This window comes from Halobacillus sp. A1-3 (assembly GCF_050971765.1).
Lineage (GTDB): Bacteria > Bacillota > Bacilli > Bacillales > Halobacillaceae > Halobacillus > Halobacillus mangrovi_B.
Map to the genome: position 1 here is coordinate 22,544 of NZ_JBPCEO010000013.1, position 12,396 is coordinate 34,939.

15 protein-coding genes are annotated in these 12,396 nt (G+C 38.6%); 9 read left to right on the top strand and 6 right to left on the bottom strand.

Annotation, left to right across the window (positions count from 1 at the left end; genetic code table 11):
* Positions 1–111: 111 nt before the first annotated feature.
* Complete coding sequence (locus tag ACRYKC_RS19020) at positions 112–1,062, bottom strand: DMT family transporter (protein ID WP_433809242.1); 951 nt, start codon at positions 1,060–1,062, stop codon at positions 112–114.
* A 298-nt stretch (positions 1,063–1,360) separates the two neighbouring features.
* On the opposite strand from ACRYKC_RS19020, the gene ACRYKC_RS19025 reads away from it, so the two are divergent.
* From ACRYKC_RS19025 to ACRYKC_RS19065, 9 genes are all read left to right on the top strand, one after another.
* Positions 1,361–1,684, top strand: coding sequence for a PadR family transcriptional regulator (locus ACRYKC_RS19025; protein WP_433809244.1), 324 nt, complete (start codon positions 1,361–1,363; stop codon positions 1,682–1,684).
* On the top strand, positions 1,684–2,328 hold the full coding sequence (locus ACRYKC_RS19030; protein ID WP_433809246.1) for a permease prefix domain 1-containing protein: 645 nt from the start codon (positions 1,684–1,686) through the stop codon (positions 2,326–2,328). Before ACRYKC_RS19025 ends, ACRYKC_RS19030 begins: the two co-directional genes overlap by 1 nt.
* A gap of 238 nt (positions 2,329–2,566) precedes the next feature.
* Positions 2,567–2,872 carry an inner-membrane translocator gene (locus ACRYKC_RS19035; RefSeq protein WP_433809248.1) on the top strand — a complete coding sequence of 102 codons (306 nt, stop codon included), beginning with the start codon at positions 2,567–2,569 and terminating at the stop codon, positions 2,870–2,872.
* Between the two features lie 463 nt (positions 2,873–3,335).
* On the top strand, positions 3,336–3,689 hold the full coding sequence (locus ACRYKC_RS19040) for a hypothetical protein (protein ID WP_433809250.1): 354 nt from the start codon (positions 3,336–3,338) through the stop codon (positions 3,687–3,689).
* Positions 3,690–3,901: 212 nt separating this feature from the next.
* Positions 3,902–4,339, top strand: coding sequence for a GNAT family N-acetyltransferase (locus tag ACRYKC_RS19045; RefSeq protein ID WP_433809252.1), 438 nt, complete (start codon positions 3,902–3,904; stop codon positions 4,337–4,339).
* A gap of 612 nt (positions 4,340–4,951) precedes the next feature.
* The gene (locus ACRYKC_RS19050) at positions 4,952–5,194 is read left to right on the top strand and encodes a hypothetical protein (protein WP_433809254.1); all 243 of its coding nucleotides are present in this window, start codon (positions 4,952–4,954) and stop codon (positions 5,192–5,194) included.
* A gap of 39 nt (positions 5,195–5,233) precedes the next feature.
* The gene (locus ACRYKC_RS19055; protein ID WP_433809256.1) at positions 5,234–5,548 is read left to right on the top strand and encodes a hypothetical protein; all 315 of its coding nucleotides are present in this window, start codon (positions 5,234–5,236) and stop codon (positions 5,546–5,548) included.
* Between the two features lie 356 nt (positions 5,549–5,904).
* On the top strand, positions 5,905–7,407 hold the full coding sequence (locus tag ACRYKC_RS19060; RefSeq protein ID WP_433809258.1) for an acyl-CoA carboxylase subunit beta: 1,503 nt from the start codon (positions 5,905–5,907) through the stop codon (positions 7,405–7,407).
* A gap of 12 nt (positions 7,408–7,419) precedes the next feature.
* Complete coding sequence (locus tag ACRYKC_RS19065) at positions 7,420–9,051, top strand: class I adenylate-forming enzyme family protein (protein ID WP_433809260.1); 1,632 nt, start codon at positions 7,420–7,422, stop codon at positions 9,049–9,051.
* A gap of 89 nt (positions 9,052–9,140) precedes the next feature.
* Here ACRYKC_RS19065 and ACRYKC_RS19070 read toward each other — a convergent pair whose 3' ends face one another.
* The 5 genes from ACRYKC_RS19070 to ACRYKC_RS19090 all read right to left on the bottom strand — a co-directional run bounded on the left by ACRYKC_RS19070 (position 9,141) and on the right by ACRYKC_RS19090 (position 11,788).
* A complete protein-coding gene (locus tag ACRYKC_RS19070; RefSeq protein ID WP_433809262.1) occupies positions 9,141–9,287 on the bottom strand; it encodes a hypothetical protein in 147 nt (48 codons plus the stop codon).
* A 127-nt stretch (positions 9,288–9,414) separates the two neighbouring features.
* Positions 9,415–9,660 carry a hypothetical protein gene (locus ACRYKC_RS19075; RefSeq protein ID WP_433809264.1) on the bottom strand — a complete coding sequence of 82 codons (246 nt, stop codon included), beginning with the start codon at positions 9,658–9,660 and terminating at the stop codon, positions 9,415–9,417.
* Between the two features lie 244 nt (positions 9,661–9,904).
* Positions 9,905–10,447, bottom strand: a complete 543-nt coding sequence (locus ACRYKC_RS19080) for a CotY/CotZ family spore coat protein (RefSeq protein WP_433809266.1) — start codon at positions 10,445–10,447, stop codon at positions 9,905–9,907.
* 258 nt (positions 10,448–10,705) lie between these two features.
* A complete protein-coding gene (locus tag ACRYKC_RS19085; RefSeq protein WP_085029372.1) occupies positions 10,706–10,897 on the bottom strand; it encodes a hypothetical protein in 192 nt (63 codons plus the stop codon).
* A 123-nt stretch (positions 10,898–11,020) separates the two neighbouring features.
* On the bottom strand, positions 11,021–11,788 hold the full coding sequence (locus tag ACRYKC_RS19090; RefSeq protein ID WP_433809268.1) for an alpha/beta fold hydrolase: 768 nt from the start codon (positions 11,786–11,788) through the stop codon (positions 11,021–11,023).
* Between the last annotated feature and the right edge of the window lie 608 nt (positions 11,789–12,396).

Here is a 12,396-nt window from a genome sequence, read left to right on the forward strand (position 1 = left end):
AAAAAGGCTAGCAATATTTTTAGAGTGATTAAAAAGATGTTTTTATTTTGAAATCGAGTCTTAAACAAACGGGGGCTTATATAAAATAATGAAAAAAGGAAGAACAGTAAATTACACTGCCTTCCTTTTTTCTTTGGGGATTAATTTGTATCGAGAATTATTTAACATGACACTAAATAAAGCAAATAACAAGATAATCGATATACCAAATAATGAATGGTAAGACATAGATATTCGAGGATCAAGTAACTGAAAAGCATAAGTAAACACCGGTATAAATGAAAGAGACATCATGACAAAAAAGCTATCAGAATAATGAATCCCCATCTGCAAAAAATAGAGGGGCATTGTAACACCTAATATTGATACTATCAGGATCCATAACCAATTTGCAGATAATTGTTGCAATAAATTACCCTGTTGAATTGATAGAAAGAGGGATAATCCAACAATGGCATAAAATCTGTGCGCAAGTATTTTAGAGGAACTCCATTGGGCAATACTTAGTCGTTTGGAGAAAATAGCTGCTAAAGCTGCACAGAATCCACACAATATAGAGGAGAACAACCCTAAAAGTGTGACTGGTAGAGATTCAAATTTAATTCCCGAACTCCCCTGTAATGTACTGATAATCAAAAATAGACTGCCTATTAAGGCACCCACTCCTATCCAGAGGTCTAATTTATTTATTTTACTACCATAAATTAACCTTACAATGATTAAGGAAGAGACTGGACCAATTCCTATTTCAATTGCACCTACAATTGCAGGTTCTATGTACTTTAATGCAAAATAAAAACTCATGAATGCACCGGCAGTACTAAGGTTAGTCCCAACTATATCCTTAAGAAAGCTTTTATTTATTTTCATGTATTGGGATGATTGTCTTAGTTGTATTCCGTGAAAAAAGAGTGCAGTAATAAGAAAGCTAATAAAAGTGAAGAAGAAGGGGCTTATTTCTTGTACTTTGTTGGAATAGTAAACGTTGCTTCCGGAAGTTAAAAACGCTGAAGCAATTAAGAAAATAGTTCCAACCATTGCATAGTTCTTAATTAGTCGCAATTAAATCCTCCTTTATCTATCGGATTTCCTTTTTATGTATATTGTTGTTATTCTAAATTTGGAAGAATGGATTGTCAATGTTGAATTATTTACCTTTTTATCTTGAAATCGAGTCTTCAAGTAATGGGGGCAATTGATCAATAAACCGATAAATCTACTTTGGGTAAAAGTTATTTAATAATTGAGTCCACCCTATACAGGGGTAGGGCTCTTTTTTTGGAAGAATTTAGGTTAAATTACCTTGCTATACGATGTAAGTAGTTATACAATGTAATTACTACTATTTGGAGGTAACGCAATGGACAAAGAATTGATGAAGGGGAGCATTGAAATCTTGTTGCTTTCGATCCTGGGGCAAGCAGACTGCTATGGGTACGAAATGACTAAGAAGCTCAGGGCACTGAGTGAGGGTGCCTACCACATGAATGAGGGGACCCTTTACCCGGCTTTGAAGAGGCTTGAGAAAAAGGAATGTGTGACGTCGTATTGGAGTACGGAATCCGCTGGCGGGCGAAGGAAGTATTATTCCATTACCGAAACAGGACGTACTGTATTGGCGGGAAAACTTAAGGATTGGAAGCAGATTAATTCATTAATTGAAAATACTGCGGGGGATTTTTGATGAAGGAGATTGAGCAGTATGTAGAGGAGATCACGAAGAACCTGCCTGATGAGGAGAAGGAAGAGTTGAGAGAAGAGATGGTCGGACACCTCCAGGAACATATGAAAGAGCTTCTCATACAAGGGCATTCAGAAGAGGAAGCTGTGCGTCTGGCAATTGAGTCATTTGGCGATGAGGGCAAGCTGAACCAGGAGTTCAAGAGGTCCTTTTTTCCAACCTATAAGCTGGTTCGTTTCGCGTGGTCTGTCGTGTTGACCGTGGCAGGTCTCAGTTTGATTTCTTACTTTTCCATGGAGTACTATCACCCTGAGTTTGATAATGGGATTGACTTGTATAGCGTTTGGATGGCACTGTTTTATATTGCCTCTCTCGCTGGGGCTAGTGAAGTGATGCATGATTCTTTGCAAGGTAAAATCAAATGGAAATGGATGTTAAACCCTTGGGTGTTTTTTATGGTGCCGTCGTTGTTGATTAGTGGGCTGCAAACATCGATGTTGTTTACCCAGCCTGAACGGTATCAGGATGGGTTATGGTTAGATTTATACGCCGTTGCGATTGGGGCATTGGTGTATGTTTCGGCAAGGCAGCTATTTAATGGTCTTTTTCTGGGGGATAACAAAGCGAAAAAAAATGTAGTCAAATAAGGATACTGTGGAATCTATTGAAAAAAACGGTGGTATTCGTGTTGCTGAATTTGTTGGCTGTTGTGATGGTTGCAGGCAACTGTTACTGGATGGTCTAAAACATCAAAAAAGAAACTTCGAAAATCCTTCTGTTTATAGAAATGATTGTTCTGCCTTTTGCCTTCTTTACCATGGGGCTTGGTTATGTTAATTCTGTTTAGTTTATATTAGACTTAGATACATTTTAAGGAGGAATTGTATGGATGTTTTAATGTATTTATTTCTTGGGGCATTGTTAATCCCAGCGAATATATTCATAGTAAAATGGCAAAAGAGTGAGCAGTTCCCCCTCTGGTGTTCTGGGATTCTTTTAGCAGTTCTGGGCGTTGGTTTTGGCTTTGCCGTTGGTGCAATACTGGTTGGTCCCGGTAATGCGGGACAAGGTGGAGCCATAATGTCAGCTTTTATCGGCCTTGTTATCGTAGCTAATGGATTAATATATGTTTTTATAGGTCTTTTAATGGTAATCGGAAAACTTTTTACTAAAAAGAATACTCCAATATAAGAAAACCCCAAGTCACGGATGTAACACGAGACTTGGAAGTTAATTTTGAATAAGAGTGAAGTAATGTCAATTATTTAAAGCATTAAAAGGTGCGTTAGTTAAGAATTCCTGCAAATTATCTCGAAACCGAGTCTTATAAAAACGGGGGCGATAGCTGCACAATGGCTATCGCTTATTGTGCTTTAAAGGAGCAGAAGAGTAGAATAAAGGTAGGAAGAATTTGAGAAAAATTTATGGTCTTTTAATATCTGTTATAGCACTTAAATTACTGTAAATTGCTTTTATGGTTTCTAACTTAGTAATGTATTCTAATTAAACTGCCAGGGCTTTTCTTCTAGAAGGCGTTCGCACTTTTCTTTTGATGTGACGGACCAAATTAGTGAAGGAATGAAACTTTGTCTTTGTAAAATCGGATATGTAGTATGCACTAATTAAAAGAGAACTGAATTTGGAGGGAGAAACAGTGAAAGGTAGATTAGTTATCTTTTTAATAATTACTATCACTTTCAGCTTATTAGTTGGGTGTACTGCGGATGATGGAGATGAAAAATTATATTCCGTTTTGGTAGTACAAAATGGAGATGATAAAACGGACGAGATGATTACAGAAGAAATAGATGTTTCATCAGGGAAATTCCACGAAATAAAATTCTTAACGAGTTTAGAAGAAGTTAAAGAACAACGCCCACAGGTTGAAATAGAACAAGTTCCAGCAGTGTTAATATTTGAAACTGGTGGAGGGGAGTTCAAAAAGTTAGAGTTTAAAACATACGAAATGGAAGAAGCAGTAGCAAAATTAAAAGAACTTTCAAATTAAGAAATAACTAGCTACGGATACTAAAGTAAAGGAGCAGCAAGAGATATCTCGAAATCAAGTCTTAGTGTCCATAGTCTCATATAGGGTTAAACAAAAGCTGTTGATCATTTACTGATCAGCAGCTTTTATCTTAATAAATGCTTAGGGTATTTAAAGGAGGTAATTTCATGCTACAATATTGAGAATATTTAGAATAGGGAGAGTGCGACACAATGAATCAGCTAACTGTAAAAGAACTCAACTCAAAAGATGAAATATTAAAAGCATTTCCAGTAATGAGTCAATTACGAACCCATTTAGATGAAAGTACATATCTAGAATTAGTACTTGAGGCTAAAGATATAGATAGGTACAGGATGGTTGCTTTAATGGATGGAAATGAGATAGTAGCAGTCACTGGTTTTAAGCCCATGACTACTCTTTATTATGGGAGATTTGTGTGGGTTTGTGATCTAGTTACAAATAAAAATTATCGCTCTAAGGGGTACGGTGAAAAATTACTTTCTTGGGTTAATGACTGGGGAAGAGAAAATGATTATGAAAGTGTAGCGTTGTCATCTGGATTAAAGCGTACAGATGCCCACCGTTTTTACACTGATAAGATGGACTATGACAGAGTAAGTTATGTATTTAAAAAAACACTTGAATGAACTTCAAAATAGGTACCATAAAGTAAAACAGCATGTAATATTTTTGGAGAGTTAAAGGGTATCAAAATAAATTAAGAGCAAACCTTGAAGCAGATGACAGTTTGGCTTTCAATGTTGATAATGTTATATGGGTTTTAAAAAATGCACCACCTATATGACTCACCAACAGCTTAGTGAAACCTATGGGAGTTAAAAAATCAGTGGAAGCAAATAAAAAAGGACTACAAGTTGGAGACTATTAATATATAAGGAGTAATGTTTTCACTATGGATACTAAGTGAATACTCCAAGCTATTGAAGAATGTAAGAAATTAGAGAATAGAAAAAAGAATAGAGAAAGTCACTCAGACATTGACCACAGGTTGGTGTCTTTTTTATACATTTTGAGCCCATGGAGTTTATCTGCCTATACAGATTCTGAACAGTGAAAGTCTGTTATTATAGCAAGATTAAATCCTTGATATGACTGTGCCCATTAAGTACCAATGCTCAAATGTTACATAATTGTTACAATTATTATAAGATTAAAAATTATTTGGAGGGAGCTTTTAGTGACACCAAGGGCTTCCCCTGTTCTAAAAAGGAACTTAGCAGGCTTGCTAACTAGATTAATTGGAGGCTTGGCAGTTAGAATACCATTTCACATATGATAACCCTTATTTAGACTTTGAATTTATCAATGAAGAGATGAAAGCCATTGAGGAGTACAGTAATAAGATGATGAAGGTTGAAATTGATGAGTATGAGTTTCTAGTTGATGCTTATGGACAGGCTCTATATGAGGATTGTAAGGCTATCAAGAGTCACACAGAGGATAAAAGCAGGCTCAGAGTAGATGCAATGACCTTTCCATAATGGTAGATAGTGCAATAAAAGAAAATGAGGAGTGATTTTATGAAATGGCTTGAGACATATTTCAAGAAAAAAGATATAAAGTTGAAAGCATGGAAATTCAAAGACCCCAATGGAAGATGGCATACAATCACTAATCATCAGACTATAGAAATAATTCTTGCTTGTACCTCAGAGGAGGAACAGCAGGAGATAGAAACAGTATTAAGGAGAATTGATTTTGAGGGTGGAGATATTGACCACTTTTTGGAACACCTTGCAAAAGGTATAGTTTTAGAAACTAGCAGGACTATAGAGCAAATTGACATGACAAACAGATTGAAGCTTAAGGAATATAAAAAGGAGGTTACAGGTTGAGTCAGGATGATGCAGAGGCAATTGAGGAGCTAAAACAGGAAATCAGAGAAAACAGAAATAGGATTTAAAAGAATAGAAAAGAGATTGAATGAGCCTTTAAAACAAGGGCTCTTTTTTTGTCCTTATATTATTTAATCTGCCCCATAAAGTCACCAAGTTATTAATACCAATAGCCCGCGTGCCGGGCATTTCTCGGCAGGTTATTAAATTGGATTACACAAGTGAATTAGCTAATCAGTCACACCTATAGGCTGTATTGAATTTTCAGAAAAGTTAACTTATACTAAATTTAATAGATTCACCTATATTTTTTTGCATTATACATACCGACTGGTTAGTATCTAAAGGAGGAAGTTATGACTAATAAAAGCAATGATGTGAAAGAGGCTTCTCATGAGCAAAAAGAAAGAATTACATACAATGCCAGGGAGAGAATTGAGCTGCTTGCTGATGAAGGTTCTTTTTGGGAATTAGGCGCATCCGCTCATTCTTCGGTTCCCGGTATGGAAGAGCGCACACCAGCTGACGGGTTAATCGGTGGGATCATTCGAGTAGATGGAAGAGAGGCTGTCGTTCAGGCGATGGATGTGAGTGTTCTCTCCGGTACGGAAGGAGAGGTCCACTTACGTAAAAGTGAATTTTTTCATTCTTATGCCAAACAAAGAAGACTCCCGCTTTTTAACCTATGCGAAGGTGGAGGGTTGAGAATGCCGGACGGAATGGGGTCTGACGGGATTAGCGATAAACTATTCCCTAATTGCTTATTGGATCATTCTCGAGAAACTCCGGTCATGACAGCTATTCTTGGCGAAAGCTACGGAGGTCCTACATGGATGGCAGTTACCTCCGATTTTGTTACTCAAGTACGAGGCACAGGAATGGCGGTCGCAGGTCCAAGGATGCTTGAAATGGCAAGTGGAGAGCACCTGACTGCTGAAGAGCTTGGTGGGCCGGATATTCATGCAGTCCATACCGGGCAAATTGATCACATTGCTGAAAATGAGAATGAAGCAATCGCAGCCTTGCGCCGTTTTTTCAGCTATATGCCTTCTTCGTCCGAGGAAACACCAGCCACTAATGAGGTTGTGGAACCCGCTTCTTTTGACAACATAAACATTGAAGAAATTGTGCCTGCGAATTTAAGACAACCCTATGATATGCATTCCTTAATTGGAGTGCTGATTGATGAAGGTTCATTCATGGACTTCCGCTCGTTTTATGGAAAAGCTTTGATTACTGGTTTTGCTCGCTTGAACGGACGGGTTACAGGTGTTGTAGCTAATCAGCCGCTTCATATGGCGGGCGCTCCCGGTCCTGAGGAATGTGATAAAGCTGGGGACTTTATTTGTCTTTGTGATTCGTACCACATCCCGCTTGTATTTCTTCATGATACACCTGGATTTCGGATCAGCAGTCGTGCTGAGAAGCAAAAAATGCCCTCAAAAATTATGAATTGGAATACAGCTTTAGCCAAATCAACCGTTCCAAAGTATTCGATTATCATTCGGAAAAGTATCGGCGCAGCTTATGGAAACATGTGCGGACCAGGGATGGGAGCAGATGTAGTTGTCGCTTGGCCGCAAGCTGAAATTAATTTTACAGGCCCTGAAGTAGGCGTAAATGTAGTATACGGCAAGCACATCAGAAACTCGGAAGACCCGAACAAAGAGCGGGCAAGATACCTGGAACAATGGAATTTTGACAGTTCTCCCAGTAAGGCTGCGGGGAAATTCTTAATAGAAGATATCATTGAACCAAATCAGACTCGCTCATTTTTAATCCGTTTTTTAGAATCGGCATATGCTTCTGGATCGGTAAAAAGTAGGAGACGTCTGGCTGATTGGCCGATGTCTCATTAAGGAGGGGCTCATATGAACAATCGTACGGACACTCGAATAGGAGAGAAACTGTACCAAAGTGGAAAGAAACCTTTATTTAAGTACTTACAGCAACATGCTGAAGACCGTCCTATGGATACAGCCTACATCTACTACGGCAGGACGCTGACGTGGAAAGAGTTGCTGGAACAGGTGCAGAGCCTTGCTGGCTATTTAGTTCGGGCAGGTTTTGAAAAAGGAGATCGGATTGGATTGTTTATGCAAAACAGTCCACAGTATATTATCGCTCACTATGCCATTCAATATATTGGGGCAATTGTTTGTCCACTGAACCCTATGTACAAAGCCAGTGAACTGGATCATTTAATAAGTGAGGTAGAAATGAAGGGACTTTTCGCAGGAGGCGAAGTTCTTCCCGAAGCTAGAAAAGTACGAAACCAGCTGCATCAGATCATTGTTGTGCGCTATGACGATTTTATTTCGGAGCATTCTAGCTGGAGAGTTCCTGAGGACCTGAACAATTCTTCTATTGAACTCAAGGAAAATGAAGAACATTGGTCTGAGATTATGGAAAATGCTGAACCCTTGAAGGAACCAGAAGAGGTGGATATGGAAGACACGGCGCTTCTTGCGTTTACTTCCGGTACTACTGGGCGTCCAAAAGCAGCGATGCTTTCTTATAAGAATGCTTTATACAAAACAGCGGCTGCCGTTGAAGCAAATGATGTAAAGGAACAGGAAACGTGGCTTGCTGTTATGCCACTTTGTCATATTGCAGGAATGGTGATGGGAGTTAATATTCCCGCTTACACGGGATCACCTTGTGTGTTATTCGCACGCTTTGATCCTCCAGAAGTTTTGAGAGCTCTTTATGAATACGAGGTGAGCATCTGGTACAGTATTGCACCAATGAATGAAGCTTTATTATCAATTGCAGAGGAGAATAAATTGGATCATCTCCGTATAAATTTATGCACAAGTTTTGGTATGCCGGTAACAAACAATTTAGCACAAAGATGGCAGAAGGTTGCGCCTCAGTGTACGCTGTTTGAGGCTTCGTACGGATTAAGTGAAACGCACACGGTAGATACGTACATGCCGCAGAATAACATAAAATTCGGCTCGGTCGGTATTCCTATTCCAGAGTCCTCTATTGAAATTCACGATCCAGCGACAGGGGAACCGCAGATGATTGGAGATTCTGGTGAAATCGTCATCCAAAGCCCTGGGGTCTTTAAAGGATATTGGGGGCGTCCAGAAGCTACATCTGAAACTCTTTATAACGGATGGCTTCATACAGGGGACATCGGTCACTTTGATGAAGATGGATATTTATACTTTCAAGGCCGGATAAAAGAAATGATTAAATCATCAGGTTTTAGTGTTTTTCCAGAGGATGTTGAAGCACTACTAAAAGAACACTCAGCTATAGCTCAGGCTGCTGTCATCGGTGTTCCTGATCAAAGCAAGGGAGAAGTTGTAAAAGCTTTCGTTATCCTTAAAGAGGAGCACTCATTGGATGAAAGTGAATTAAGAGAGTGGGCGAAAGAGAATATGGCTCGTTACAAGGTACCGGAACAGGTAGAATTTCGTGCATCACTGCCCCAAACGGGTGCTGGAAAAATATTAAGGCGCGTGTTAAAGGATCAAGAAGTGCAGAAATAGGGGGCAGAATTAACCTTTACTTTAAAAAAAGCCGATAGGGAAGAGGAGAACCCGTATGGTAAACAGCACGGGTTCTCCTCTTTTTATAGTTAAGTGATATCAATATTGGCGCCAGGTCCTTCTTTCGGACGGTTTTCATTTGTGCGGTGCAGCTTTTCTGTTTCTTCAGGTAAGCTTTCTTTAGGTGTATTGTTATTTGTTAATGTGGCGTTTCTTTGTGCTTTTCTCTTTTTCAATGAACTCAATCCTCCTTTTCACTTCTTCTAAAATAGTGTGCTTCTAAATGAAAAGAGGGAATCGAGGTAATTTTTGCAATCCCTACGAAGCTTTCTATGGAGAAGGAGAACAGAGAGAAGTTATTAATTAATTATGCAACGTTCTTCTTGATGTAACTACTACCATTAACTGATAAGAATGATGATCCTTCTTGTTTGTCTTTTTATAAAATGACAGCTCTATCCCTCTTTTTAAGGCGACTATTTCCAGCAATTCAATTTCATTAAACATGGCTTCTGATAAATGACCTTTGAAGATATTTTGCAGTAATTCAAAGTAGAACCCTACTAATTTTTTGTTATTGAGTTGCTCGTAGGATTTGTAAGTGTTCATAATTAATCTCCTCTAGAGGGTTTTATAAGTTTTGTTTCCACTATAATGAAAAACTAAACAATATTTTGTCGAATTTACTTGAATGTAATCTAAATATAATATAGGAAGTTTCAAAATCGAACACGTTTATGTATGTTTTGGGTAGAAGGCCTTTATATGGGGCAAGATACTCATTTTAATAAAAAAAAGCGACCTAACTAGATCGCTTGCATGGAAATGGGTTCTATTTTCCATCAACTAGTGGTTATGCTTTTTCATGCAACGATTTGACAGCTTTTACTCCAGCGCGTAGATCTGCAGTTGTAGGGCTCATAACGGTAGTTGGTGGGAAGCATGTGATTCCTGTGAAGTTTCGAAGATCTACTTCTAGACAAGCTCCTGTAGCAAACCACCCATCAAACTCAATCAAATCTAACAAAGAATCTGGGGTTTCATCACATAAGCTAGGGTATAGCAACTCTAAAATTGCACAGCAGCTATCATCGTCTTTGAATTTCTTCACTCGGAAGAAAGGTGATGGAATTGGACCAAAGCAAGAAGTATCGACATTTCTAACTCCCCATCCGATGTATGGAAGAAGACCAGCGAGTGCATTGTCACATCCGCATAACAGCATAAAAGGAATCGTATCGTTTCCGTTACCGTTTCCAGCTGGAGAGAGCAAATCTCTTAATGATTTTTCACAAGAAATATCACAACAGTGATCATTTGCTACTTCGTCCTGTGCAGCAGCAATTTCTCTTACTTTCTCGCAAACGCAGTTACTCTTTTTATTTTTACAACTCATTTATTTCACTCCTTTAGACATTTACTAATAGAATATGAAATAGAGAAGTAAGAGAGTGGGGGGTTGTCTAGTTGAAGGGAAAAATAGGCTGCATATTAGCCTGAATAAAAGTGGGTTATTCCATTAAGAGAGGGGTTTTTAGGGATTGCTGAATAGTTTGTAATAAAGAAGCTGAAACCTTCGTAAAGGTTCCAGCTTTTTATAAACTATCCTGCTTTGAGGTTTCTCTTGTTCAAGATCCCTTTTTGAAAGAGGTTCTTACAAATTATTATTGCCCATATTAGGCATAGCATCACGCATGTTCTCCATCGGTTGGCTATTACGAGCACGACGAGCCATTTGACGGAAACCTCCGCCATTACGGTTCATTCGTGTAACGCCCCACATTGCAGCTGCACCTACTGCTCCAGCTATTAACATTGAAGTTCCGCGACCTCGATTACCGTTCATATTAATTACCCCTTTTCACGTGTTTAGTGGAGATCCCTTTTCGGAATCACTCCATTAGTTTTGATCATTTCCACGTCTTTAATCTGGTAACTTTCCGAACCTTTTCCGTTTTTTGTAACGGAACTAAATATCTTTTAAGAAATTCAGCAAAGCGTGATTAAAGGAGAGGTGTTTTCTTATGGGTAGCTGGTGCAGAGCTTTGCTTATTAGTACGCTTTCCATTTGGGGAAGATATTGTTCATATAGTTTTTCATAAGAACGTATATGACTAAACTGACCGTATAATAATAGCACGGGACAATGGATCGTGTTTAAGTAATCTGTACACTTATATTCCATGCTGCTCTCATAAAACTGATAGGCCGTTTGCGGATCAGCTTTTATACAATCCTGGTACACCAATTTTTGGTCCTCTAAGGTAATCTTATGGGTCTTCGCTAAAAGCTTGCTTAGCAGCTGGCTCTTACCGTTCTGGACGAGGTTCATACCTAAGTGAAATTGCGAACGTAACAAGACGGTGCTTACCTCTGAAAATCCTCCAGCGAGGACGAGGGCTTTGACTCTAGAGGGGTATCTAATTGCGAAATCTTGAGCAATTGACCCGCCTGCCGAATAACCAACAATGATGGCTTTACTGACTTCTATATTGTCTAGAAAAAGAGCTAAATCTTTGGAATGGGTTTGAATGGTCGAATAATCATCTATGTTTCCGCTATCTCCATGACCCCTGAGGTCATACGTGATGATTTGATAATGTTTGGATAGTGCTTCGTGTTGATATTTAAAGACGTGATGCCCCATATGAGGGGGATGTATAAAGACAACCGGGGCTCCCGAGCCGCTTATGGTGTAATAGAGCGGCATCGATGGTTTGATTTCCGTGAATGGCATGATCCATTTCCTCCTGTAAAAAATCTGTATGTCATCAGCTTGGTTATTTTGGATATATTATGCGTTGTCTCTTGATAAATCATTCCATGGTTGAATTCCTCCTCTTTCTTTAATGAAGAATAATATTGGGAAAATACGAAAACAATGATATAATATGTCGGAGGAACGTTTCTAGAGAGGTGAAAGAGAAAGCAGTGAAAGTAAGTGTAGATGGATATTTGAAAGTCATAGAAAAAACGGATCATTATGAGTGTGAGTGTTGTGGCAAGAAAATGAGTCCTCGGCGAATAACATTTATCAACCAAATAAATATAGACGTACTATTGGAGTGTAGAGACTGCGGAACAGCTCTGCCACTACTTTTGAATAAATCATACATTACACCTTAACGGGTGTTTTTATTTTGGTTATTTTTATATCTACCCCACCTTATTCCGAATTAACCAACGGAATCGGTACTCATTCTTATCGCAGGAAATGCATTTTTTTAAGAAACTCAGAGGCCCCGTTCACTACTATTTCATGTCGATTTTTTTCAGAAAAATTTGAAATGGCCATTAACTTTAATGCTTAAGTGTGTTAAAGTAGAGTAAGCCTTTTGTAGGAAC

Excerpts from the sequence above, each read along its gene's own strand:
- ACRYKC_RS19025 (WP_433809244.1), top strand. The coding sequence starts at position 1,361 with ATGGACAAAGAATTGATGAAGGGGAGCATTGAAATCTTGTTGCTTTCG.
- ACRYKC_RS19030 (WP_433809246.1), top strand. The coding sequence starts at position 1,684 with ATGAAGGAGATTGAGCAGTATGTAGAGGAGATCACGAAGAACCTGCCT.
- ACRYKC_RS19035 (WP_433809248.1), top strand. The coding sequence starts at position 2,567 with ATGGATGTTTTAATGTATTTATTTCTTGGGGCATTGTTAATCCCAGCG.
- ACRYKC_RS19045 (WP_433809252.1), top strand. The coding sequence starts at position 3,902 with ATGAATCAGCTAACTGTAAAAGAACTCAACTCAAAAGATGAAATATTA.
- ACRYKC_RS19055 (WP_433809256.1), top strand. The coding sequence starts at position 5,234 with ATGAAATGGCTTGAGACATATTTCAAGAAAAAAGATATAAAGTTGAAA.
- ACRYKC_RS19060 (WP_433809258.1), top strand. The coding sequence starts at position 5,905 with ATGACTAATAAAAGCAATGATGTGAAAGAGGCTTCTCATGAGCAAAAA.
- ACRYKC_RS19065 (WP_433809260.1), top strand. The coding sequence starts at position 7,420 with ATGAACAATCGTACGGACACTCGAATAGGAGAGAAACTGTACCAAAGT.
- ACRYKC_RS19075 (WP_433809264.1), bottom strand. The coding sequence starts at position 9,660 with ATGAACACTTACAAATCCTACGAGCAACTCAATAACAAAAAATTAGTA.
- ACRYKC_RS19080 (WP_433809266.1), bottom strand. The coding sequence starts at position 10,447 with ATGAGTTGTAAAAATAAAAAGAGTAACTGCGTTTGCGAGAAAGTAAGA.
- ACRYKC_RS19085 (WP_085029372.1), bottom strand. The coding sequence starts at position 10,897 with ATGAACGGTAATCGAGGTCGCGGAACTTCAATGTTAATAGCTGGAGCA.
- ACRYKC_RS19090 (WP_433809268.1), bottom strand. The coding sequence starts at position 11,788 with ATGCCATTCACGGAAATCAAACCATCGATGCCGCTCTATTACACCATA.